This window comes from Veillonella parvula, assembly GCF_040094895.1.
GTDB classification, from domain to species: domain Bacteria; phylum Bacillota; class Negativicutes; order Veillonellales; family Veillonellaceae; genus Veillonella; species Veillonella parvula_L.
Window position 1 is genome coordinate 531,157 of sequence record NZ_JBBNGV010000001.1, and the last position, 24,261, is coordinate 555,417.

Annotated in this window: 22 protein-coding genes; 2 read left to right on the top strand and 20 right to left on the bottom strand. The window is 35.8% G+C overall.

What is annotated here, in order from left to right; all coding sequences use genetic code 11:
• Together AAAT26_RS02450 and AAAT26_RS02455 are read right to left on the bottom strand one after the other, a co-directional pair.
• Nucleotides 1-1,746, bottom strand: a complete 1,746-nt coding sequence (locus AAAT26_RS02450) for an ABC transporter ATP-binding protein (RefSeq protein WP_349208804.1) — start codon at nt 1,744-1,746, stop codon at nt 1-3.
• A complete protein-coding gene (locus AAAT26_RS02455) occupies nt 1,733-3,460 on the bottom strand; it encodes an ABC transporter ATP-binding protein (RefSeq protein WP_349208805.1) in 1,728 nt (575 codons plus the stop codon). The genes AAAT26_RS02450 and AAAT26_RS02455 overlap by 14 nt, the downstream gene beginning before the upstream one ends.
• A 411-nt stretch (nt 3,461-3,871) precedes the next feature.
• Between AAAT26_RS02455 and tpx the strand changes: the two genes are divergently transcribed.
• Together tpx and AAAT26_RS02465 are read left to right on the top strand one after the other, a co-directional pair.
• A complete protein-coding gene (tpx, locus tag AAAT26_RS02460; RefSeq protein ID WP_004695758.1) occupies nt 3,872-4,387 on the top strand; it encodes a thiol peroxidase in 516 nt (171 codons plus the stop codon).
• Nucleotides 4,388-4,491: 104 nt separating this feature from the next.
• Nucleotides 4,492-4,887 (top strand): phosphate-starvation-inducible protein PsiE, encoded by a 396-nt coding sequence (locus AAAT26_RS02465; protein WP_077708394.1) that lies wholly within the window; start codon nt 4,492-4,494, stop codon nt 4,885-4,887.
• A gap of 80 nt (nt 4,888-4,967) precedes the next feature.
• On the opposite strand, the gene AAAT26_RS02470 is transcribed toward AAAT26_RS02465, so the two are convergent.
• From AAAT26_RS02470 to AAAT26_RS02555, 18 genes are all read right to left on the bottom strand, one after another.
• Nucleotides 4,968-6,872 (bottom strand): type I glutamate--ammonia ligase, encoded by a 1,905-nt coding sequence (locus tag AAAT26_RS02470; protein ID WP_287528599.1) that lies wholly within the window; start codon nt 6,870-6,872, stop codon nt 4,968-4,970.
• 234 nt (nt 6,873-7,106) lie between these two features.
• Nucleotides 7,107-7,550 carry a GatB/YqeY domain-containing protein gene (locus AAAT26_RS02475; RefSeq protein WP_287528600.1) on the bottom strand — a complete coding sequence of 148 codons (444 nt, stop codon included), beginning with the start codon at nt 7,548-7,550 and terminating at the stop codon, nt 7,107-7,109.
• An 82-nt stretch (nt 7,551-7,632) separates the two neighbouring features.
• The gene (gene rpsU, locus AAAT26_RS02480; protein ID WP_004695751.1) at nt 7,633-7,812 is read right to left on the bottom strand and encodes a 30S ribosomal protein S21; all 180 of its coding nucleotides are present in this window, start codon (nt 7,810-7,812) and stop codon (nt 7,633-7,635) included.
• Nucleotides 7,813-7,969: 157 nt separating this feature from the next.
• Nucleotides 7,970-8,314 (bottom strand): histidine triad nucleotide-binding protein, encoded by a 345-nt coding sequence (locus AAAT26_RS02485; RefSeq protein ID WP_221740999.1) that lies wholly within the window; start codon nt 8,312-8,314, stop codon nt 7,970-7,972.
• Between the two features lie 11 nt (nt 8,315-8,325).
• Nucleotides 8,326-9,621 (bottom strand): tRNA (N(6)-L-threonylcarbamoyladenosine(37)-C(2))-methylthiotransferase MtaB, encoded by a 1,296-nt coding sequence (gene mtaB, locus AAAT26_RS02490; protein WP_024061685.1) that lies wholly within the window; start codon nt 9,619-9,621, stop codon nt 8,326-8,328.
• Between the two features lie 24 nt (nt 9,622-9,645).
• Nucleotides 9,646-10,377 (bottom strand): RsmE family RNA methyltransferase, encoded by a 732-nt coding sequence (locus tag AAAT26_RS02495; protein WP_349208806.1) that lies wholly within the window; start codon nt 10,375-10,377, stop codon nt 9,646-9,648.
• Nucleotides 10,374-11,237 carry a 50S ribosomal protein L11 methyltransferase gene (locus AAAT26_RS02500; protein ID WP_349208807.1) on the bottom strand — a complete coding sequence of 288 codons (864 nt, stop codon included), beginning with the start codon at nt 11,235-11,237 and terminating at the stop codon, nt 10,374-10,376. The genes AAAT26_RS02495 and AAAT26_RS02500 overlap by 4 nt, the downstream gene beginning before the upstream one ends.
• A gap of 55 nt (nt 11,238-11,292) precedes the next feature.
• Entirely contained in the window at nt 11,293-12,450 is a 1,158-nt protein-coding gene (gene dnaJ, locus AAAT26_RS02505) for a molecular chaperone DnaJ (RefSeq protein ID WP_004695739.1), read from the bottom strand.
• 16 nt (nt 12,451-12,466) lie between these two features.
• A complete protein-coding gene (gene dnaK / locus AAAT26_RS02510) occupies nt 12,467-14,308 on the bottom strand; it encodes a molecular chaperone DnaK (RefSeq protein ID WP_060919781.1) in 1,842 nt (613 codons plus the stop codon).
• Nucleotides 14,309-14,335: 27 nt separating this feature from the next.
• Entirely contained in the window at nt 14,336-14,881 is a 546-nt protein-coding gene (grpE, locus tag AAAT26_RS02515; protein ID WP_349208808.1) for a nucleotide exchange factor GrpE, read from the bottom strand.
• Nucleotides 14,881-15,909 (bottom strand): heat-inducible transcriptional repressor HrcA, encoded by a 1,029-nt coding sequence (gene hrcA, locus AAAT26_RS02520; RefSeq protein WP_101928258.1) that lies wholly within the window; start codon nt 15,907-15,909, stop codon nt 14,881-14,883. Before hrcA ends, grpE begins: the two co-directional genes overlap by 1 nt.
• A gap of 397 nt (nt 15,910-16,306) precedes the next feature.
• Entirely contained in the window at nt 16,307-16,909 is a 603-nt protein-coding gene (locus tag AAAT26_RS02525) for a nitrite/sulfite reductase domain-containing protein (RefSeq protein ID WP_024061690.1), read from the bottom strand.
• An 81-nt stretch (nt 16,910-16,990) separates the two neighbouring features.
• Nucleotides 16,991-18,175 carry a radical SAM family heme chaperone HemW gene (hemW, locus tag AAAT26_RS02530; protein ID WP_349208809.1) on the bottom strand — a complete coding sequence of 395 codons (1,185 nt, stop codon included), beginning with the start codon at nt 18,173-18,175 and terminating at the stop codon, nt 16,991-16,993.
• Between the two features lie 4 nt (nt 18,176-18,179).
• Nucleotides 18,180-19,979, bottom strand: coding sequence for a translation elongation factor 4 (lepA, locus tag AAAT26_RS02535; RefSeq protein ID WP_128113903.1), 1,800 nt, complete (start codon nt 19,977-19,979; stop codon nt 18,180-18,182).
• Between the two features lie 38 nt (nt 19,980-20,017).
• On the bottom strand, nt 20,018-21,079 hold the full coding sequence (gene mnmA / locus AAAT26_RS02540) for a tRNA 2-thiouridine(34) synthase MnmA (protein WP_004695727.1): 1,062 nt from the start codon (nt 21,077-21,079) through the stop codon (nt 20,018-20,020).
• Between the two features lie 198 nt (nt 21,080-21,277).
• Complete coding sequence (locus AAAT26_RS02545; protein ID WP_349208810.1) at nt 21,278-22,525, bottom strand: methionine gamma-lyase family protein; 1,248 nt, start codon at nt 22,523-22,525, stop codon at nt 21,278-21,280.
• Nucleotides 22,522-23,451: a tRNA (adenosine(37)-N6)-dimethylallyltransferase MiaA gene (gene miaA / locus AAAT26_RS02550; RefSeq protein WP_279007859.1), complete on the bottom strand. Its 930-nt coding sequence runs from the start codon at nt 23,449-23,451 to the stop codon at nt 22,522-22,524. Before miaA ends, AAAT26_RS02545 begins: the two co-directional genes overlap by 4 nt.
• Nucleotides 23,448-24,260, bottom strand: a complete 813-nt coding sequence (locus AAAT26_RS02555; RefSeq protein ID WP_349208811.1) for a class I SAM-dependent methyltransferase — start codon at nt 24,258-24,260, stop codon at nt 23,448-23,450. Before AAAT26_RS02555 ends, miaA begins: the two co-directional genes overlap by 4 nt.
• Nucleotide 24,261 lies beyond the last annotated feature (1 nt).

The window sequence follows — 24,261 nt, forward strand, 5'->3', positions numbered from 1 at the left end:
CTAACTCCCACTGTGTTGATTATTCCAGAGATTATAAAAGGCCCCTTTTAAGTTGATAAGTTCATCAAAAGATCCTATTTCTATTATTTTACCATATTCCATATACACTATTTTATTGGCATCTTTAACTGTTGAAAGGCGATGAGCAATACTTACGATTGTTTTACTACCTCGAATATTTTCAATACTTGCTTGAATTTGCTTCTCCGTATGACTATCAATGTTAGCCGTTGCTTCATCTAACAATAGAATAGGTGTTTTTTTAATCAAGGTACGGCCAAAAGCCAATAATTGCTTTTGCCCATCAGATAATAAGGAGCCTAAATAACCAACCGGTGTGTCATACCCTTCCGGAAGGTGTTCAATCATAGAATGCAAGTTAACTTGTTTTGCTGCATTGACCATATCCTCATTAGAAATTGATGTATCAAAAAGTGTTAAATTATCTCTAATGGAACCCTTAAATAGATAAGCTTGCTGAAAAACATATCCCATTAAATGACGAAGTACAGAACTATCATATTGGGCAATATTTATACCGTTAATATAGATAGCCCCTCTTGTTGGTTTATAGATTCCCATCAACAATGATAAAAGTGTTGATTTACCACTACCAGAAGGACCTACAATACCGATGAATTCTCCAGCTTTAATAGTGAATGTAAAGTCCTCTAGCGCATAAACGTCGTTATTTTCATAGGAAAACCATACATGCTCGAATTCAATAGTCTCTATATGTTTAAATTCATCAGGAACTTCATTAGCCATCTGACGCTCTTCTTCCTCTAATAAGGGAACTAATCTTTCAGCACCAGCTAATGCGCTTTGTAGGGAGTTATATTTATCTGCAATTTCCTTTAATGGTTGGAAGAATCGGTCCATATATTGTATAAAGGCAAATACTGTACCAGCATCAGCTACGGAGTCTATTAAATTCGTAGTTGTAAAAATAACAATTAACGCAACAAAGAATAGACCATCTACGAGCGGTCTAAAAATAGAAAATGTGGTAACCTCAAAAAGACCTGCTTCTAAGAAACCTTTATTAACAGTATTATAACGTTCCTCAATTGCTCTTTCGCCACCATAGGATTTTACGATTACAATATAATTTAACAGTTCCTTGATGCTTGCATTAGAAGCAGCTACAGAACGTCTTACCTGACGGAATGCTTTGCGAGAAAACTTTTGAAACACCCAAATAATTCCACCCATTATAGGTAGTAAAATTGTCATGATTATTGCTAAAGGTACATTAATGGCATACATAAATCCTAATATACCAATAATCATTAAACCGCTACTTGCCAAATTCAGAATTACATCTGTATATAATGTACGTAATGACTCTACATCATTAGTAATGCGAGTTACCCAATTCCCAATTGGCAACTTATAAAATTCATCATGTGGTTTATTAAGAATCTTTTGGAATATAATACTACGAATATTATAGATAATTTTTTGACCAAAACTTTTTAAAAAGTAATTCTCTACAAAGATAAACAATACACTACCAATTATAGTAAAGCCATACATTAAAGCATAGTATTCAATAACAGCGATATCATTAGTGGCAAATCCAAGATCGATAACTTGCTTAGTTAAATATGGGCGTAAAAGTAATAGTACTAAATTTCCTGCGAGCGCAACAGTTGCTAAAAATAGAATACCTAAATAAGGCTTAATGTAGCCAGTTATATAGGAGAATAGAGCCCAGTCATTTTTTAGATCACGCTTCTTCATGATGGCCCCCTCCATTCTGCGCTTCATATAAGGTACGGTATAAACCATTGTTAGCTAATATTTCCTCATGAGTACCTTCTTCTACGATACGCCCCTCATCAAATACTAGTATTTTATCTGCTTTCTCTACAACCTCTAATCGTTGTGAAATACATAGAATCGTCTGATCTTTTACATTATGTAATGAATTTAATATGGTTGTAACTGTTACTGCATCTAAAGCGGAAAAACAATCATCTAGTAATACATATGGCGCATTTTTATAAAAGCCGCGAGCCATATTGATTCGCTGCTTCTGTCCACCTGATAAATCATGACCTTCTTCAGCAAGCTCATGTAAATCATCGTTTAACAAATCGCCTAAATCTCTATATAAATCTGCCTTTTGTGCTGCCACCTCTACAGTTTCGTGCATAGGTAAAGCTTTACCAAATTTAATATTATCAGCAATGGTCGTACTTAATAGGTAAGATTGTGTCGGCACATAAGCAATTGAGTTTCTAAGCTTTGATAAAGAAACAGTAGCTAAATCTTGATTACCAAAATAAATAGATTTTTCCGGACACTCTTGTAATCCAATAAGCAATTTAAACAATGTACTTTTGCCAGAACCGGGTTTACCAACTAAACCGATAAAAGAACCTTTTGGTATTGTCGTTGTCAACTGAGATAATGCATGCCCTTTAGAGTTTTCATAAGTAAAATCTAAGTATCGAATATGAATATCCTCAAGCGGCAATACTTCATCTGTATCATCTATTGTTTCTGTAGGCAAATGTAAAAAATCCATAATACGATCTAAAGAAGCAAGACCTTTTTGTACAATAGAAATAAGGCCACCAAAGCCTATTAAAGGTCCCACAATTAACATTATGAATGAATTAATAGTAACAAATTCGCCTATAGTCATTTTGCCTTCTACAGCTAAATGTCCACAAATAAAAATACTAATACTGATACAAATAAAGGGTGCAATTCTTGTCAACGGTGTTAATATTGCATCTAGTAGTGCAACATCCATATTCTTCTTATAATTAAGTTTATTTATTTTTTTAAAAGAATTAGAGATAATGCTTTCACGATTAAAAGCGCGAATAACATCCATCCCTTGAAATAACTCTTGTCCAAACTCTGTTAAATCGCTATAAGTAGCTTGTGCACTACGTTGTTTAATACGTAGCTTTCTGCCTAGTACAAATATAGCCACAATAATTAAGAATACAGGTGTCATAATTTTAAAAGCTAATACAGTATTAATCTTTTGAATTAAAATTATGGAGCCCACAATGGAATAGAAAATAATATCCACTATAATCATTACACCTAGACCAAGGGCAACACGTAGCGATGTTACATCGTTAGTCATGAGCGCCATAACCTTACCAGGTCCATTAGCCTCATAGTACGTTGTTTTTACTTGTAATGCTTTACTACACAAAATCTCACGAAAAAGATACTCCATGCGACGAATAGAGCCTAATAGGGTTCTGCGTGAGATAACTTTTAAAATAGTGATAATAATAAATAATAAAATGAAATAAAAAATATAAGTGACTAACCCTTCCTTATTATTGCTCAACGTATCTATAGCATTACCAATAAATTGAGGAACAAATAAAAAAGCCACGTCAATTGCCATCAACATAGTTAAGCCAATGGCATAGATCCAGCCTTCACGCCGGAAAAACTGCATAAATAAATCTATTGGTTTCATAGGTCCTCTCTAACATATCCTATTAAGTCTAATCAAAATCATTGCCTATATAATTACTAGTATCATTATATTGTAAATGAATTTAAATCAATACTGTAAAAGCTAAATCAACAAATTTTATTACGTTAACTTTTCTCTTTATAGTATACACATTTTTTATGATACATTAATACACCTATACGTATAACAGTTAGATTAAATATTTTATTACAGTAGCAGTTCTATTTCATCAATATTAATATTAGTTAAATGGCCTCTTTAAATTTTTACAGTAATCAATCGTAACGATCTTTTTAATTAATACTATATCGAATTTTTTAGTTTACTTATGGTAATGTAAATGTTATACTATGCATATAAAGAAATTATATTTTACATAATTAGAATTAAAACTCTTAGGAGGAATACAACATGGAAAAACGTACTGGCGTAGTAACATTTGCAGGTGGCCCTATCACATTAGTTGGCCCAGAAATTAAAGTAGGTCAACAAGCTCCAGACTTCACTGTATTGAGCAATGACTTGCAAGCTAAAACTTTAAAAGACTTCGAAGGTAAAGTAAAAGTTATCTCCGTTGTTCCTTCCCTTGATACAGGTGTTTGTGATGCTCAAACTCGTTGGTTCAACCAAGATGCAACAGCACTTTCCGAAGATGTAGTCGTATTGACAATTTCTATGGACTTACCATTCGCTCAAAAACGTTGGTGTGGTGCTGCAGGCGTAGATAAAGTTGTTACTTTGTCTGACCACAAAGATGCTTCCTTCGGTGAAAACTATGGTTTCTTGATTGAAGAGCTTCGTCTTTTAACTCGTGGCGTTGTAGTAATCAACAAAGATAACAAAGTAACTTATGTTGAATATGTACCTGAAGTAACTCAAGCAGTTAACTTCGATGCTGCATTAGAAGCTATTAAAGCTGATATCTAATCTTAAGATTTTTGCTAATAGCTTAATATAAAGGTAAAAAGACCGTACGGTGTACGGTCTTTTTATATGTCCTATAGTAATTTATTATTTTAATTGGAGTATGTATGTGGATTCGTATTTCTCAGCTTATATTAACCATTAAAAATATTGCACTTATTGGTGTTGGCATTGGTTTATGCATTGCTTTAATCAATAGTCTAGTAAATTTTGGTTTTATTGCATGGGCCAATATTCAAGGCTATAGTACTTATTCTTTATTGATTGAAGAGATAATTACCTTTTTTCTTTACTTTGAATTTATTGCACTCATAATTAAGTACTTTAAGAATAATTTCCATTTTCCTCTTGATTTCTTCTTATATATTGGTATTACCGCCATTGTTCGTTTACTAATTATCGATCATGAATCAGCTTTAAATATGTTATTATGGTCTATTTCCATTTTAGTTCTAGTTTGTTGTTTAGTACTAGTAGAAAAATTTCTTAATAACAAATCCTAATAGCATAAAAGAGACTCTACATATTAGTAGAGTCTCTTTTATTTTAAAACTTTTACGTTTTAACACTATCAACTAGCATCTTAGAAGATATTTTTAGCGTAGTTAGCGTATTTAGCTTCTAATTCTTCCATTTTATCATTCATTTCGATTTGTAATTGGGATGCTAAATCATATTCACCATCATTAAGTGCATCAATTAAACGAGTGAATAAGGATTTACGATCGTCACTATCTTTAGCAAGGTAGAAACGTAAGTCATTAACTTCTGCAAAGCGTTTATCATCTACACTATTTCGGCTATCAGTATGAATTGCAACCATGCTACGAACTGTATCCAAATTATTTGGAATTAATCGGTTAGCCAATACTAGTTTCCAACGTTTAAGAATGGAGGCAATAAAGGAGTCCATTAAATCTTTAGCAAATGCATTGCCTTGAGCCAATGTTTCTACTAATTCAGGATTATTTTGGTAACCCTTTATATTTTCCCATACAGTAGCTGGCGCAACACCAAACATTTGATTACGTTCTTCTTGTGTGAAATCATCAAACACATCTTTTTCAGTACGGTATGCACGATTTGTAGCAAGATAATCAGATGTTTCACCTACTTCTTTGGAAAGCTCTGCTTCCAATTGAGCTTGTGTTTTACCAGATGTAATGGCATATTTCATACCATCAAATGCAGAGATAAAGATCAATGCTAAAGCAGTATATGTATTGGTGTAAGGATTTGGAGAACGCAATTCATAACGTGTCGCCATAGGATTATCAATATCTCGAATTAAACCGCAAAGGATTGTACGGTTACGGCTAGGTTCAGATGGATCAGTACCTAAAGATGTAACAATACATACTGGCGCTTCAAATCCAGGTTTTAAACGGTTTAAAGAATCTGTTGTAGAGCTGATGAATGGATTAATAGCTTCATAGTGTTTTAAAAGTCCCATAATTGCACCAATGCCTAAAGAGCTAGCAGATTCTTTACGCATATCTTCTGGGCTAAATAAGTTAACAACTTTACCAGATTTTAATTTAGCCATAACACCAAAATGAGTATGTTCACCAGAACCAGCTACACCAATTATTGGTTTTGCATTAAATGTTACATCAAGACCATTTTCACGGAATACTTCACGAACAATGATACGAGCTTGTAATTCATTATCTGCTGTTTGTAATGGATTATTTGAGAATTTCCAGTCGATTTCTAATTGTTCTAATACAACTGCTTCATGACCATCTTCATCAAGTTTAGCTTTAACGCCACCTACTTCTTTATGACCCATTTCAGCAACCATACCATATCTATCAAGACGTTCAACAGCTTGTTCTAAAGCAGTGCGAACTGTACCATGAGTACGTTGCCAGTATTGTTCTTGTAATTTTTGAGATACGGATAATTCTTTTTTTGTAACTGTTCTAGATGGAGTTTTTACCCAGAATTCTAGTTCTGTTGCAGATGTGAAAATGATATCTACAACTTCATCAGCTTTCACATGCGGCATACCAGGTAAGCCATGTTCTTTAATCAAGTCCAATAATTCAGCACGAACATAGTCGCAGCTGCGTTTTAAAATAGAACGAGAATCTACATAACGATAGTTATGCATCAAGAATGCAGGAATACGAAGTGTACCAGTTGGTAAGCCTGTAACAGGATCAATATTTTCGTAGTTGTAATCAACAAACCAGTTTACACTTGGATCGCCCCACATATCTACACGAGCATTATTTAATGTAGCAATATTTGTAAGTACTACAGAGGAACCATCTGTTTGAACAGCACGACCTTCAAAGAAAGATTCGTAGTCATCGAAGAATGCTGACATAGGAATCTTTTCATCAGTATCATTACCTGCTAAGTCAATACCTACAAGAGATACGAACTTGATTTCAGGATGTTGTTCTAATAATGCAAGAACGCCTTCTTTCCCATATTGACCCGCTGGAATGTAATATAATAATTCGTTAGTTGTCGACATATTTGTTCCTCCTAAAAGAAAAAGACTCCAACAAATAAATATAAAACTATATATCTAAAGTGGAGTCTTCGTTGACCAATTATTTTATTGAGTTTATATTATCATATGTTGAAAATATATGTCAATAACTTTCTATAGAATTTCATTATTCTCTTAAAGTTATATCTAATACACCTATTACTATCAACTGTAATCAATAAGTGTATATAGAATAGTCGTTGATATCACTATATATTATCCAAGTAATTCTTTAACAATATTATTGACAACCTTACCATCTGCTCGACCTTTTGTTTTTGGCATTACATGTTTCATAACATTGCCCATATTTACGTTATCACCACATGCAGCAATGGCTTCTTGTACAATTGTACGAATTTCATCTTCGTTCAATTGCTCTGGTAAGTATTTTTGCAATACAGCCATTTCTTCTTTTACATGACTAATTAAGTCCTCACGGCCTGCTTTTTCAAATTCTGTTAAGGAATCTTGACGAGTTTTCATTTCCTTAGCTAAAATGCCAAGAATGCCAGCATCATCTAACTCAATTTTGTCATTGATTTCTGTATTTTTTATGGCACTATTGACCATACGAATTACAGATAACGCTGTTTTACCTTCTTCACGAGCTTTCATAGCTGCTTTCATATCTTCCTTTAATTGATCTTTTAAACTCATATTTCCTCCTTATGTATATAATAAAGAAACCCTAATTCTGGATTTCATAAAGCCATGAAAAGGCAGAATTAGGGTAATCATCTTATGCTCTGAATTTGCGTTTTCTTGCTGCTTCAGATTTTTTCTTTCTTTTTACGCTTGGTTTTTCATAGTGTTCGCGTTTTCTTACTTCAGACAAAACACCCGCTTTTTGGCAGGAGCGTTTAAATCGACGAAGAGCACTTTCAAGCGTTTCGTTTTTACCGACTTTGATTTCAGACATTTATATCCCTCCCTCCAAAAATAATCTCGGGAAGTGCTGATAATTTACATACGCACATATAATATTATATGTATAGGTATAGATGTTGTCAATATTTTCAAGTATATTTTATAGGTTTTTTAATGAGTATTATAAAAAGAATACATAATACTCAAAATTAGGCTTCTGGCCAGCCCATTTCTTCTCCACCTAAAAGGTGTGCATGCATATGGAATACAGTTTGACCTGCTTTTTTACCAGTATTAAAAATTAAACGATATCCATCTTTAGAGATACCAAGCTCTTTTGCTACATCACGAACAAATGGCAGTAACCCTTCAACATAATCTGCATTCTTTTCATTAAGATGTGCAATATTAGACACGTGATTTTTAGGTACGATTAATACATGAACTTTTTTTACAGGTTGAATATCATGAAAAGCATAGAATTTATCATTTTCTAACACTTTTTTAGACGGAATTTCACCATTGATAATTTTGCAAAAAATGCAGTCACTCATAATCTAACTCCTTACTCAATAATTAAATAATTATCTTCTAAACCTACAACAGTTCCACCAACGAGATCACCAATTTTACGTGTCCCATCTGACTTAACTTTACCATTTATATATTCATTTGTTAAGCCCATGTAGTATCCATTCTCTTCCTTTTCGATGAGAATCTCACCAGGCTTACCAATGCGTGATTTTGCGTATCGTTCATAACCAGATTGGCTAAGACCATTTAAAAGTGCTACACGAGTTTTCTTAACAGCTTCTGGTACTTGATCCGCCATAGTGGCTGCAGGTGTACCCTCACGAATGGAGTATGGGAAAGCATGAATGTGCGAAAATCCAATTTCACGTACTGTATTCAATGTTTCTTCGAAGTCTTCATCAGTTTCTTGAGGGAAACCAGCAATAATATCAGTTGTAATTGATAAATCTTTAATACGAGAACGTAAACTTGTAATTAAATCTTTATATTCTTGTAATGTATAATGGCGTTTCATCAACTTTAATACATGGTCAGAACCTGCTTGTAACGGTAAATGTAAATGTGGACAAACACGTTTATTCGTAGCCATTAATTCTACTAACTCATCAGAAACCTCTACGGATTCAATGGATCCGAAACGAATGCGGTATAAATTAGGAATCTCTAATAAAGCTTTTACCACATCAGCTAATGTTGGACGACCTGGTAATTCGACACCGTAATTACCCAAATGTATACCAGTTAATACGATTTCATGGAATCCATGATCTACTAAACGTTTTGCCTCTTGTACAATATCATCAACTTTACGAGATTTTAACTTTCCTCGAGTATAAGGAATGATACAAAAGGCGCAATAGTTATTACAACCTTCTTGAATTTTCATGAACGCACGAGCTTTGTCAGATTCATTACCATATAACGGCATTTCCTCGAAGTTAGATTCCTTCATGATATCCCGAACAGCATTAATTTGTCGTTCTGTAGATTCTAATTGCTCTACTAATTCAACAATTTTAGAACGATTATTGGTACCAATAACGAGATTAACACCATCTATAGCGGCAATCGCATCTGGATCAAGCTGAGCATAACAACCAGTTACAATAACATAGGCATCTTCATTTTGACGTTTCGCCTTGCGGATTAATTGACGGGATTTCTTTTCCCCCATATTCGTTACAGAACAGGTATTAATTACATATATATCAGCTTTTTCATCGAAGTCTACCGCTTCGTAATTATTTTGTAAAAATAAACCTTTCATGGCATCTGTATCATATTGGTTTACGCGACACCCTAAGGTTGTAAAAGCAACGGTTTTCATTGCACCTCTCTATTCGTATTTTATTTATAATTCTAATTCATATTGAATCATCGATAACGATCCAATAGCAGCAGTTTCAGCCCGTAAAATTGTATTTCCTAGCGATACTGATTTTCCACCATATTTTATAATAGCATTGATTTCCTTCTCTTGATAGCCCCCTTCAGGACCTATACAAATTAAAACATCAGTTACAGACTTATCGGAATGTAAAGTTTTAAGTACATCTTTGATAGTCTGACCTGCTTCATTTTCATAGGCTACCAATTTCAACGCATCAGATTCAATGTCTAATGCTTGTAAAAGCGTCTCTCCTACTACGAGTGTAGGCAAGTGATTTCGTCCACATTGTTGAGCTGCTTCTAGCATTATTTTTTCCCAACGATTTACTTTTGATTGAAGCTTTTTTTCATCATATTTAGCTACGCAGTTAACTGTCGGCACAAGATAAATTGTATCCACATTTAACTCCGTCGCCTTTTGTAGGACCCACTCTAGTTTTTCACCTTTTAATAAGGATTGAACCAGGATAGTACGATAAGATGCTACATTTCCTTCTACATATTCAATCAGTTGTGCTTGCGCTTTACCGTCTACTTCTGCTGTAATTTGATATATACCACAACGGTTATCGCTGCCGGTTACAGTTATAGGCTTCTCCATATTATGGCGAAATACATGTAGTACATGATGGGTCACATCTTTTGGTAATTCTATTATTTCATCTAATGGTGTAGGAATAAATATTTTTTTCATCGTTTTTCTAGCGCAAACGTATGCCAAGGCCCTGCAACGCGCTCCTCAATAATATGCCAATGAGCCTCAATATATGGCATGATTTCATCATAACGATCATCAATAATGCCACTAATAATCAAAATGCCCTTATCATCCAGTTTCTTACCAATTTGAGGTAATAGTATTTTAAGGGGATCCACTGTTAGATTAGCTAAAATTAATTGGGCAGTACCATTGAAATCACTATCCAAATTACCACAAATGATTTTAGCAGATACATGATTATTCTCACAGTTAATTCTAGCTTGATTTGCAGCATACTCTTCTATATCTATACCAACTAAATTTTTAATACCTAAATGGGCTGCTACTAATAAAAGAATACCTGTGCCAGTACCAATATCCAAACAAGTAACTGTATCAAGATCCATAGATTTACTATAGGATTTTAATAGCTCTGCACAAGTCCGTGTCGTCTCATGAGACCCGGTACCAAAGGAAATATCTGAATCAATTTCAATAATAATTTCATTATCTACATTATTGTATTCCTGCCATGCTGGTTTAATGATTAAGTTAGGTAAAATTTCTGTAGGTTCAATATACTGTTGCCAAGAGTTTAACCAAGTTGACTCATCAAGAATATCTGTATCTATCGATATAATTCCAATATTTGCTTCTGTAAGACGTTTTTTCAAATCAGACTTAATCATATCGGCATCTAGTGATGGATCACTGTACATAGACAATTTTATTAAATTAGGCTGATTTTCAACATCTTCTTCTATAATTCCATTGTCTGCATAATCGTCAAAAAGAGTAGTCACCTCATCGGTGGCTACTCTTTCACAGACAATGGATACTTCTATCCATTGCATATATGCTCCTTTATAGGGAATGTGATGGAACAAACCATTCCTTCACATGAGCTGTTCATTTCGTTAAACAGTCCTTGATTTTTTCAAAGAGACTTTTGCTCACTTGTAAGTTATTTACATCTTCATTACTTTCATTTGCAAAGCGTAACAATAGCTCACGTTGAGTGTCTGTCAACTTCTTAGGCGTTTGGACGGTTACCACAATGTGTTGGTCACCCCTTTGGTTAGGGTTACGCAAATATGGTATACCTTTGCCCTTTACGCGGAATGCCGTTCCCGTTTGAGTACCTTCCGGAATCTTTAACTCTACTTTACCATCTAAAGTGTTAACTTGTATAGTCGCACCAAGAGCAGCTTGAGCAAAGCTAATATTTACACGGCTAATAACGTCATTACCATTTCGTTCAAATTCCTTGTGAGGACGAACGAAGATATATACATAGAGATCCCCTTTAGGACCGCCTAAAATTCCAGGTTCCCCTTCATTAGCTACACGTAAACGAGATCCGCTATCTACACCAGCTGGAATCTTAATGGAAATCTTCCGTTTAGCCAACATTTCGCCAGTACCACGGCATTTAGAGCAAGGTTTTTCAATGCTTTTACCCGTACCATGACAGCGGGAACAAGTGCGAACGGACTGCATACGTCCAAATGGAGTATTTTGAATAACCGCTTCTTGACCAGAACCATGACAGTTTGGACAAGTATCGACACGAGAGCCTGGTTCACCACCAGTACCATGACAGTGATCACATTCTTCATGACGATGCACTTCAATTTCCATAGATTTACCAAAGGCTGCATCTTCAAAGGAAATATCGATATCTTCACGCAAGTCATTACCTTTTTGAGGGCCTTGTTGTTGGCGTCCACCACCAAACATGCCACCAAAAATGTCGCCAAAGATATCACCAAAGCCTCCAGCTTGACCACCGAAACCGCCAAAGCCGCCTTGGAAACCACCGGCACCAGCGCCGCCTCCTTGTTTGAAGGCGTCGTGGCCGAATTGGTCATATTGAGCTTTTTTAGTTTCATCAGACAAGACTTCGTAAGCTTCGTTAGCTTCTTTAAACTTTGCTTCCGCTTCCTTTGGATTATCTTTATTTACATCTGGGTGGTATTGGCGTGCCTTTTTACGGAAGGCTTTTTTGATTTCATCTTGAGAGGCATTTTTACTAACCCCTAGGATGTCATAATAATCTCGTGCCATTCGTTACCAACCCTTCTTATTTCTTGTCATCATCCACTACTGTGTAATCAGCATCAACAACATTGTCATCAGCTTTTGTTTGTTGTTGACCTTGTTCAGCACCGCCAGCTGCTTGTTGAGCTTGTTGAGCTGCTGCATACATTTGTTCTGCTAATTTATGTAATGGTTGTTCCAAAGCTTCACTATCTTTTTTGATATCTTCGATATTGCCAGCTTCGATAGATTTTTTCAATTTATCTTTCGCTTCTTCTACTTCTTTCATCAAAGAAGCGTCGCCTTTACCTTCAAGGTCTTTCAATGCTTTCTCAGCTTGATATACTAGGGAGTCCGCATTATTTTTAATATCTAATTCTTCTTTTCTAGCTTTATCTTCCGCTGCATGAGCTTCAGCTTCTTTAACCATGCGATCAATTTCTTCTTCTTTCAAGCCGCTAGAAGAAGTAATAGTAATCTTTTGTTCCTTTTGAGTACCTAAATCTTTAGCTTTTACATGTACGATACCATTAGCATCGATGTCAAATGTTACTTCGATTTGAGGAACCCCACGAGGAGCAGCTGGGATACCATCCAAGTTGAAACGACCCAATGTTTTATTATCTGCTGCGAACTCACGTTCACCTTGCAATACATGAATATCTACAGATGGTTGATTATCTGCTGCAGTGGAGAATACTTGAGATTTAGATGTAGGAATTGTAGTATTACGATCAATAATACGTGTGAATACACCGCCCATTGTTTCGATACCAAGAGACAATGGAGTTACGTCAAGTAACAATACGTCTTTTACTTCACCTACTAATACGCCACCTTGAATAGCAGCACCGATAGCTACACATTCATCAGGGTTAACGTTTTTTGTTGGTTCCTTACCCAATACTTTTTTAATAGCTTCTTGTACAGCTGGGATACGACTAGAACCACCAACTAACAATACTTTATCGATATCGGATGCAGATAAACCAGCATCACTCATAGCTTTACGAGTAGGTTCTATAGTAGCTTGTACCAAATCAGCAGTTAATTCTTCAAATTTAGCACGAGTCAATGTTACATCCAAATGTTTAGGACCAGTAGCATCAGCTGTGATAAATGGCAAGTTGATATTTGTGCTAGCTACGCCAGACAATTCAATTTTTGCTTTTTCAGCAGCTTCTTTTAAACGTTGATCAGCTAATTTATCATTGGATAAATCGATACCAGTTTCTTTTTTGAACTCTTCAATAAGGTAGTTCATAATGCGTTGGTCGAAGTCATCCCCACCAAGGTGGTTATTACCAGATGTTGCTAATACTTCAAATACACCGTCACCAAGTTCAAGGATAGATACGTCGAATGTACCACCACCAAGGTCAAATACAAGAACTTTACCATCTTCATCTTTATCTACACCATATGCAAGAGCAGCTGCTGTAGGTTCGTTGATGATACGAAGTACTTCAAGACCTGCAATGGCACCTGCGTCTTTTGTAGCTTGACGTTGAGCATCTGTAAAGTATGCAGGAACTGTAATAACAGCTTGTTTTACAGGTTCGCCCAAGTAAGCTTCTGCATCAGCTTTGATTTTTTGAAGAATCATTGCAGAAATTTCTTGAGGAGTATAAGATTTACCTTCTACAGTTACTTTGTAGTCTGTACCCATGTGACGTTTAATAGAAATGATTGTATTTTCTGGGTTAGATACAGCTTGACGTTTAGCCAATTGACCAACTAAACGTTCTCCATTTTTTGCAAACCCAACAACGGAAGGAGTTGTACGTGCACCTTCTTGATTTGTAATAACCGTAGGTTCGCCGCCTTCCATAACAGCAACACAAGAGTTTGTTGTCCCTAAATCAATACCAATTACCTTTGCCATAATATATACCTCCTAAAACTTTATAATCTATTCAACAACTTTTACCATTGCTGGACGTATACAACGACCATCAACAGTATAGCCAGTTTGCAAAACTTCACACACCGTATCGGATTCATATTCATCTGACGATACACGCATAATCGCTTGATGGAAATTTGGATCAAATGGTTGACCCATAGCTTCAATAACAGCTAAACCATGTTTAGATAACATAGCCATCAAATTTTGATGAATCATAATGAATCCATCGAGGAATACTTTTGCTTCCCCTTCTGCAGGACTTTGAACGGCCCGTTCAAAGTTATCCAATACAGGAAGAAGGTCCGTTAATACATCCCCTTTTACATATCCAGCAAGTTGCTCTTTTTCCTGGTTAGTACGACGTTTGAAATTTTCAAAGTCCGCTTGTAACCGTTTATAGCGATTATCAAAGTCGGCTTTAAGTTCTTCTAACACTTGAGCAGCATCAGCCACAGCTTCTTCAGTTTTTTCAACAGTTGGTTCCTCTACATTCGTAGTATCCTCTGTTTCCTCCACTGTTTCTTGTTTAATGTCTTGTTCTTCAGCCATTATTTGCCCTTTCTGTTTTGTTCTTTTACCATAGTTTCCATTATATGTTTCATATGGGACAACATGCCGATGATACGTCCGTATTCCATCCGCGTTGGACCAAGAATAGCAAGAGTTCCGATAGGCTGATCTTGATTCGTAAAATCAGCTTGTACCACACTCATTGAATGTAGCGCTTCAGTTTCATTCTCAATACCAATCTTGACCTTAACAGGTGTTGGAGAATCATCTTTTAATAACTGTCCTAATTGATTTTGTTCTTCCACTAAGGAAAGCAAGGGTTGTACCTTCTCAACAGACTTAAACTCTGGTTGATTTAACAACTCTGTGGTACCTACCGAATAGAACAACTTACGTTTATTAATAGCTCGTAATAATGTCTCCGAAAGGATTAATAAAATTCCCTGCGGTCCTTCCATATGGACCAATATAGATCCTAAAGCCTCAGCCGTTACATGACCAATACTTACATTCTGTAGTGCATTGCTAAATTGTATGGCTAGACTTTGTAAAAGCTCTGGTGAAACACTTTCACCAAAGTACATCAACTCATTATCGAGTGCTCCTGTTTCAGTAATAACTACCATAATGGCTTGATGACTATCTAGCGGTAATACATGAATGTATTTGATTAATGCTCTATCATGGGCTGGTGCTAAGAATAAACTCATGCTATGACTTACCTGTGAAAGTAGTTTAGCCATATTTAGAAAGAGTTCACTCGTTGATCCATTGGAACGCTTCCATAACATTTCAATTTTTTCAGCATCCTGTAATGGAACAGGTTGTCGACTCAGCATAGAATCAACATATAAGCGATAGCCCTTAGCTGAAGGAATACGTCCAGCCGATGTATGAGGTTGCTCTAAATAGCCTAATTCCTCTAAATCGGACATTTCGTTCCGCACCGTAGCAGGACTGATGCCAAGATCATAATTTTTAGCAATCGTTCGAGATCCTACAGGTTCTGCGGACTTAACATAGTCTTCAATTATGACTCGCAAGATGCGCTGTTTTCTTTCATCCATAATGACACCTCTTGTTAGCACTCATTAACTTTGAGTGCTAATCGCATGTATAATATTACCATATTAAAAAAAATTGTCAAGCTAAAAAATGCCAAAAAAGTCAAATAATATCAATTTAGTCAAAAAGACAAATCAATATTTTTGATTAATTAGTCAAAAAATCAAAGTGCAACAATAAGAAAACACTTATACTATCTACATTTATGACATATCCCAAAATTTAAAGATTAGAATATGTAGTTCTAATAAAATTTCTATTATTAAAACCTGAAATAGTATAAGTGTTTATATATAATAATTTAGTTGTCAATAAACTCTTAGTTAAAATACTTTTTTGGCCCAAGAATTTACGGACTATAAACTATAAATCAATTAGAACTAAAATGTACTAATTGATTTATAGTTCTACCCCTTCTAATGGATTGCCAAGACGCTCTAACAGTTTCCCCATACGTTCACGAGGTTCACCATATTTAGCATACCAATCAATCAAAATATCTACAGCTTTTTTAGATTGCTCAATAGTTAGTTTTCTTGCTAAAATTTTTCCTGCTTCAGGTCTCATGCCTGTATTACCACCAACAGCCAACATAAAACCTTGAGATGTACCGATAAAGGCAATATCCTTTACCATTGCATCTGGGCAGTTACGTCCACATCCACTGATGCCGATTTTGCACTTGTGAGAGGTTTTTCGGCCGTAATGTTTTCTCTCTACATAATCAGCCAATTCTTTAGTTTCCATTTGTCCATTTTTACAATGGCCTTTACCTACACAAGCAATTAAGGAATTAACACCTCTATGAATAACAGTGGTCACGCCATCAGGCAATTCAGAAATAAACTGCTCCTTATCATCTTTTTCAATACCTGTAATTTGTATACCTGTTACAACATGACGGAAGGATCCACCATATTTTTCAGCAAGTTCTATGCATGCTTTCATTTGATCTAAAGTAAATTCATTATGTAAACCGTGTAATATTACAGATGTCTTCATCGCTCCTCCTCAAATCTAGCATGCTTATTCACCATCATCCTATTTATACTAACATATTAGATTTTGAGAAACTGTGAGAAATTACTCACGAATAAATTGACTAAATACATAGTTCCCATGCTTGGCACCTTCAGCGGTTAAATGATAACTTCCATTTTGATACTCTAATAGACCTTTACTAACTAAATCATCTAAAGCAGTACCAAATAAATCATGGACAGATACGCCAAATTTATCTTCGAATTTTTGCTCATCAAGGCCCCATTTAGTGCGAAGGGCTAAAAAGGAAAAATCCTCTTGAGCTCGCTCTAAAGTAATCGTCTCCGTATCAATAGTAGGCATAATATATCTGTCAACAGATTGTATATAGGGCATTACATTACGATTATTACTACGGCGTACTCCGTCATAGAAGGAATGAGCACCAGCACCAAAGCCTAAATAATCTATATAGTGCCAATATTTTAAATTATGACGACTATAGGAATTAGCCTTGGCGAAATTTGAAATCTCATATCGTTCAAAACCCAATTCTTTTAAACCAGCCATCATTGTATCATACATTGATTCATCTATACTTTCACTAGGAATGAAAATAAGATTTTTCTGAACTAAATGATATAAATAGGTCCCCACTTCTACTTGTAATCCATAAGTAGAAATATGATTAATAGGCAACTCTTCTACGACTGCTAAATTACGTTTAATATCGTCTAAGGATTGTCTTGGTAATCCATAAATCAAATCAATATTAATATCAGAAAAGCCCGCCTCTTTAGCATCATAAACGGCTTGTTTTGCCTGTTCCCCGTTGTGACTGCGATGAAGCATGGTAAGTGCCTTATCGTCAAATGTTTGAACACCAAAGCTAATACGATTAAAACCAAATTTAACTAATTTCGTTAAATAATGTAAATTTACTTCCCCAGGATTCGATTCAATAGTCATATGACAATCGTCAGTAATTGTAAAAGTGTTTTTGATTTTATCAAGAATCATCTGTAGATGTTGAATCGATAATTCTGTAGGCGTACCTCCACCAAAATAAATTGTATCAATAGCTTTAGATGTTGACTCTGGATGTTCAGAGACCCATAAATCGATTTCTTGAACTAAAGCATATACATAGGTTTCGTAATAATCTTGTAAATTTTGGTAAGCAGGAAAATCACAATACATACATTTCTGTTTACAAAAAGGGATATGGACATATAGCCCCATATCCCTCAGTGTAGACAGATTCAGAATATCAGAATCTGTTTTCATTTTATTAGTCCTCAACCTTGAGAATAGCCATGAATGCTTCTTGTGGAATCTCTACGGAACCGACAGACTTCATACGTTTCTTACCGGCTTTTTGTTTTTCAAGTAATTTACGCTTACGAGAGATATCGCCACCGTAACATTTTGCCAAAACATCCTTACGCCAAGCTTTTACAGTTTCACGAGCCACAATTTTTGTACCTACCGCCGCTTGAATAGGAATTTCAAACATTTGACGAGGAATCAATTCTTTCAATTTCTCAGCTAATGCACGACCACGTGCAGCTGCACGGTCTTTGTGTACAATAATGGACAATGCATCCACAGGATCTCCATTTAAGAGAATATCCATCTTAACCATTGGAGATTGTTTATATCCAATCAATTCGTAGTCAAGGGATGCATAACCTTTTGTAGCGGATTTTAATTTATCAAAGTAATCATAAATGATTTCACTCAATGGCAAGTGATAAACGACAGATACTCGTGTTTCATCCAAATATTCCATAGATTGATATTCACCGCGTTTATCTTGGGACAACTCCATAATAGTACCAACAAAATCTTTAGGTACAATTGTTGTAGCCTTTACATAAGGCTCTTCAATGTAATCAATTTCCGTTGGAGGTGGTAATTTAGCAGGATTATCGACTTCGAGCATTTCCCCATTTGTTTTGTACACTTTGTAATTTACAGATGGAGCCGTCGTAATAAGTGTCAAATTATATTCACGTTCTAAACGTTCTTGAATTACGTCCATATGCAAAAGGCCGAGAAACCCACAACGGAAACCAAAGCCCAATGCCAATGATGTTTCTGCTTCATATTCTAAGGCAGCATCATTAAGCTGTAACTTTTCTAATGCATCTCGAAGGTTTTCATAGTCTTTAGACTCTGTTGGGTAAAGGCCACAGTACACCATAGATACAGCCTTACGATAACCAGGCAATGGCTCAGTTGCAGGATTATTAGCTAATGTTACAGTATCGCCTACATGGCAATCTTTTACATTTTTGATGCTAGCTGCAATACAACCTACTGAGCCACATTGTAATTCTTGCACAGGTACAAGATTGGGAGTAAAAATACCGAGTTCTGTAACATCAAAGTCCTTTTTATCATGCATCATGCGAATTGTATCTTTTGCTTTTATAGACCCTTCTTTTACGCGGACATAAGCAATAGCACCTTTATACGCGTCAAAACGGCTATCAAAAATCAAAGCTCTTGTTGGCTCATCAGATTTATCTGGTGGTGCAGGAACTTTATTTACAATAGCTTCTAAAATATCAGGAATACCGATACCTGATTTGGCAGAGCATAATACAGCATCAGATGCGTCTAAACCAATAATATCTTCAATTTCTTGTTTAACGCGATCAGGATCTGCTGACGGCAAATCAATCTTGTTAATAACAGGAATGATTTCAAGATCATGTTCTAAAGCGAGATATACATTTGCCAACGTTTGTGCTTCCACACCTTGTGCAGCATCGACTACGAGTAATGCCCCTTCACAGGCTGCAAGAGAACGAGATACTTCATAGCTGAAATCGACGTGGCCTGGAGTATCGATGAGATTCAAAATATATTCTTCACCGTCTTGCGCTTTATACAAAATACGAACAGATTGCGCTTTAATAGTAATGCCGCGTTCACGTTCAAGGTCCATGGAGTCCAAAACTTGAGCCTCCATTTCACGTTTTTGTAATGTACCAGTATATTCAATTAATCTATCAGCGATGGTTGATTTACCATGGTCGATATGAGCTATAATACAGAAGTTTCGAATCTTTTTCGTTGACATACTATGTAAACAAGTTCAAAGAACTTGCATTCTCCTTTCTAACATACGCGATCGATAACAGCACCTCCCAATAATTGAGTGCCATTATAAAAGGCTACAGACTGACCTGGGGTAATAGCCCGTTGTGGTTCTTCAAAAATAACCTCCATTGTATCGTCATCTAAAATACGTGCTGTGCAAGGAGAAGGGTTAGCTGCATAGCGAATTTTTCCTTCTGCCTTCAATTCCTTATGAATTGTATCATCTAAGAAGTTATAGAACTTACAAATCATACGATTTGTAAAGAGACGTTCATTAGGACCCACGATGACCTCATTACGATCCCCATTAAATCCAATAACATATAAAGGGTGTTTATAAGCAATACCAAGGCCTTTACGTTGACCAATCGTATAATTAAATAAGCCGTTGTGCTTACCTAATACCTCACCATCTTCGGTAACGATATTACCAGACTCTGGCTTACCCTTCATTTCTTCTACCACTAGCTTTTGATAATTCCCATGAGGCAAGAAACAAATATCTACGCTATCTGGTTTTTTAGCGACTGGCAAATCGTATTCAGCAGCTAATTTACGTGTTTCAGTCTTACATTGACCACCTAATGGAAACATAAGATGACTCAAAATACGTTGGTTCATATTGTACATAACATAACTTTGGTCTTTTGTAGGATCAACACCTTTATGTAACTCATATAGACCTGTTTCTTCATTATAATTTACTTGTGCATAATGACCAGTTACCATATGTGTGGCACCTAATTCAAGAGCACGATTGAGCATCAAGTCAAACTTGATGTTCTTGTTACAAAATACACAAGGATTTGGCGTACGACCATAGGCATATTCTTTTACAAAGTAATCTACTACGTTTTCGTAGAATACATCACGAGCATCGATAACATGATGCTCGATACCAAGAAAATCACACATCTTCTTAGCATCAGTTACGGCAAGAGGCACCTCATCATAGGGCGTACCACTCACCCATAACCATAGGGTAATACCAAATACTTTATAGCCTTGTTTTAATAGCATTGCAGCAGTTAAAGAACTGTCTACGCCGCCACTCATAGCTACAGCGATAACTTTTTCCATACTTTCTCCTTTTAATGATCTCTTGATCATAAAACTAATCAGGGTGAAAGCCTGACGTGTAAAACACTAGTTCGGTGTAAAAGTCCGAGTAGTATTGCTATAAAATTATAGCAACTTATATTATAGCCTAGAAATAGGTATATTGAAAAGATTTGAAATAAAAAGAATCCCTTTCACAAAAGAAAGAGATTCTAAACATTATCTATGTTTTATATGTTTTAATAGTTCTTCAGCAGCTCCTAAAATACCAAGCATGGAATGTTCAAACACTAGGCCACCCTGCATGAAAATTGTATATGGTGGACGTATAGGACCATCGGCACTGAGTTCAATAGAGGAACCTTGTACAAAGGTACCACCAGCCATGATGATTTTATCTTCGTACCCAGGCATATCCCCAGGAATAGGATGTACGTGAGCATCTACAGGAGAATAGGCTTGCATACCTACACAGAAATGCTCCATGTCTTCCCCATTTTTCAGATTAATGGCTTGAATCAAATCATAGCGATCAGCATTTACCTTAGGGAATACATCATAACCTAGTAACTCACCTACAGCAGCCGTATATACAGCACCTTTAAGAGCTTGTAATACTACGTGAGGTGCCATAAATAAACCTTGGAAGAACAAGCGATAACCAGGAGCATATGAACCCATATGATCGCCAAGTCCAGGAGCTGTCAATTGATACGCTGCATCCTCTACAAGGTTTTCTCTACCAACAATATAACCACCAGTTGGTGCTAAACCGCCACCTGCATTTTTAATGAGAGAGCCAGCCATAATATCAGCACCAGCTTCTAATGGTTCTTGCAGCTCTGTAAATTCACCGTAACAATTATCTACGAAACAAATCGTTTTAGAGTTTTTAGCTTTTACAGCATCTACAATAACCTTAATATCTGCAATAGATAAAGGTTCACGTGTGCTATAGCCTCGAGACCGTTGAATCACTACTACCCGCGTATTATCGTTAACAGCGTTAGCAATAGCTTCAACATCATAGGTATTATCTTTCAATGGAACCTCAGTATAGGTAAAGCCTTTTTCTACTAAAGAACCACGTACTTCACGAGCGGCACCGATAACGGATTGCATTGTATCATAAGGAGCCCCTACGGCATAGATAAACTCTGTCCCTTTAGAGCCATTTCCCATCAAAGAAATTAATGTAGTAGCTAACGCATGTGTACCAGAAACAAAATGAGGACGAACGATAGCCTTTTCACCTTTAAATACATAGGCAAATACTTCATCTAATTTTTCACGCCCTACGTCGTTATATCCATAACCAGTAGTACCAGTGAAATGATAATCAGATACTTGGCATTCCTTAAAGGCTTCTAATACTTTTTTTGTATTGGCCAATGCAATAGGTTCAAATTTCTTAAATTCTGGTTCAGCCATTTCTAGGGCTTTACTGCGTATTTCTTCTAATGTCATGCTAATCCTTCTCTATGGATTAAATCCATAGCTTTATTAAATATAAAATCTTTAGGTGTATTGCTATCAATATGTATCCATTCTATATATGGCATACGTTTATACCATGTAATTTGGCGCTTAGCAAAGTGACGTGTATTCTTCTTAATTAAGTCACGACACTCATCTAATGTTATATTGCCATTTATATAGTCTACAACCTCTTTATAGCCAATACCTTTAAAAGCTTGGCAATCTGGATTCACTCCAGATTTTATGAGTTGTTCCACCTCTTCAATTAAACCCACATCAAACATCATATCAACGCGTAAATTGATACGTTCATATAATTTATCACGATCTCTCATGAGACCGATGACAGGCCCTTTATAGGATACACCATCTTTTGTCTGATTTCGCAACGAATCTACATCACCATGATGCAATATCTCAATAGCTCGATACAAACGATGTTTGTCGCTATATTGTATCTCTATATTATGCTCTTTACCTAATGTGAAAGCATATTCTCGTAAGCCTTCAATACCTTTTGTACTATAGAGCTCATCGAGTTCTGCTCGCAAATATTCGTCAGGTTTAACATCATTAAAGTTGTAGTTCTCCAATAATGATTGGACATACAGTCCTGTACCACCAGACAGAATAGGAAGGATATTTCTATCTTTTAATCTTGCAATTATTTCTTTAGCTTGATCTTGAAAAATAGATACCGAATATGAATCATTTGGTTCCAGTATATCGATGAGATGATGTTTCACCCGATTAAGTTCATCCACCGATGGTTTAGCGGTACCAATATTGAATTGTTTATAAACCTGGTAAGCATCACCAGAAATAACCTCAGCATGTAGCTGTTCTGCTAAGTCCAAGGTAAGATCTGTTTTGCCTACCGCAGTAGGTCCAACGATGGTAATTAAGGGATTCACAATAACTCCTTCATATATACACCATAGCCTATGCGGCTATATTTTCCTCCTACCCATTGGTGAGGTGGATATTTCTGAAAGACAGAACTAAATGGTCGTTCTTTAATGATAACACCATAAGAGGCAACACGCATAGCTTCCTCCATAATTTTATCATCAATATGACTTTCCACAGTATGTCCACGAAGTGGTTTAAATTGAGGACTATCCTCTACAGGGACCTCAAACATGGGATCAAAATAAATAATATCTATACTTTCATCTGGTAGATTAGGTACATAGTTTTCAAAGGTATCATAACTTACCTCAATACGACGTAATGCGTCCGTCACACTTTTCACATTATGCGAATAATGAGCTAAACCATAAGATGTGGCAAGCCATATAGGTAAAGAACCTTCTAGACCTTTTATTTTAGCCTGAGGAAAGGCATAGCTCACAACGATACTGTCACTACCAAGACCAATTGTACAATCAAGAAACAAAAATTCTTCTTTATCAGTTATTTCATTAGTACTTAGTATTGTCTGAACAGCATTAATTAAATGATCTCCTTCTCCACGTTGCAAACGTAGTATACGTAATTGAGCCATGGATAAATGAAATCTATGTTGCTGATTATCAGGAAAATGAATAGTTAAGCCATTACCAGAAAGAACAGCAATAAAATCACATGGATGAGCATTAAATAATGCTGGTATAGATAATTTTCCTCTTTTTATATAGGCCATATGCATAGAGGAAGCCAAAGCTTTGGCTTCCTCTTGAATGGCCTCATTAGATTTTTGAGCTGTAGTTAATATATTCATA

Bases quoted from the DNA above. Each gene is read 5' to 3' on its own strand.
- dnaJ (WP_004695739.1), bottom strand. From the start codon at position 12,450: ATGGCACGAGATTATTATGACATCCTAGGGGTTAGTAAAAATGCCTCT.
- rpsU (WP_004695751.1), bottom strand. From the start codon at position 7,812: ATGTCTGAAATCAAAGTCGGTAAAAACGAAACGCTTGAAAGTGCTCTT.
- AAAT26_RS02455 (WP_349208805.1), bottom strand. From the start codon at position 3,460: ATGAAACCAATAGATTTATTTATGCAGTTTTTCCGGCGTGAAGGCTGG.
- grpE (WP_349208808.1), bottom strand. From the start codon at position 14,881: ATGGCTGAAGAACAAGACATTAAACAAGAAACAGTGGAGGAAACAGAG.
- hemW (WP_349208809.1), bottom strand. From the start codon at position 18,175: ATGAAAACAGATTCTGATATTCTGAATCTGTCTACACTGAGGGATATG.
- dnaK (WP_060919781.1), bottom strand. From the start codon at position 14,308: ATGGCAAAGGTAATTGGTATTGATTTAGGGACAACAAACTCTTGTGTT.
- mnmA (WP_004695727.1), bottom strand. From the start codon at position 21,079: ATGGAAAAAGTTATCGCTGTAGCTATGAGTGGCGGCGTAGACAGTTCT.
- AAAT26_RS02545 (WP_349208810.1), bottom strand. From the start codon at position 22,525: ATGACATTAGAAGAAATACGCAGTAAAGCCCTAGAAATGGCTGAACCA.
- AAAT26_RS02450 (WP_349208804.1), bottom strand. From the start codon at position 1,746: ATGAAGAAGCGTGATCTAAAAAATGACTGGGCTCTATTCTCCTATATA.
- AAAT26_RS02475 (WP_287528600.1), bottom strand. From the start codon at position 7,550: ATGAGTTTAAAAGATCAATTAAAGGAAGATATGAAAGCAGCTATGAAA.
- hrcA (WP_101928258.1), bottom strand. From the start codon at position 15,909: ATGGATGAAAGAAAACAGCGCATCTTGCGAGTCATAATTGAAGACTAT.
- AAAT26_RS02495 (WP_349208806.1), bottom strand. From the start codon at position 10,377: ATGAAAAAAATATTTATTCCTACACCATTAGATGAAATAATAGAATTA.
- AAAT26_RS02555 (WP_349208811.1), bottom strand. From the start codon at position 24,260: ATGAATATATTAACTACAGCTCAAAAATCTAATGAGGCCATTCAAGAG.
- AAAT26_RS02485 (WP_221740999.1), bottom strand. From the start codon at position 8,314: ATGAGTGACTGCATTTTTTGCAAAATTATCAATGGTGAAATTCCGTCT.
- AAAT26_RS02465 (WP_077708394.1), top strand. From the start codon at position 4,492: ATGTGGATTCGTATTTCTCAGCTTATATTAACCATTAAAAATATTGCA.
- lepA (WP_128113903.1), bottom strand. From the start codon at position 19,979: ATGTCAACGAAAAAGATTCGAAACTTCTGTATTATAGCTCATATCGAC.
- mtaB (WP_024061685.1), bottom strand. From the start codon at position 9,621: ATGAAAACCGTTGCTTTTACAACCTTAGGGTGTCGCGTAAACCAATAT.
- AAAT26_RS02500 (WP_349208807.1), bottom strand. From the start codon at position 11,237: ATGCAATGGATAGAAGTATCCATTGTCTGTGAAAGAGTAGCCACCGAT.
- AAAT26_RS02470 (WP_287528599.1), bottom strand. From the start codon at position 6,872: ATGTCGACAACTAACGAATTATTATATTACATTCCAGCGGGTCAATAT.
- tpx (WP_004695758.1), top strand. From the start codon at position 3,872: ATGGAAAAACGTACTGGCGTAGTAACATTTGCAGGTGGCCCTATCACA.
- AAAT26_RS02525 (WP_024061690.1), bottom strand. From the start codon at position 16,909: ATGAAGACATCTGTAATATTACACGGTTTACATAATGAATTTACTTTA.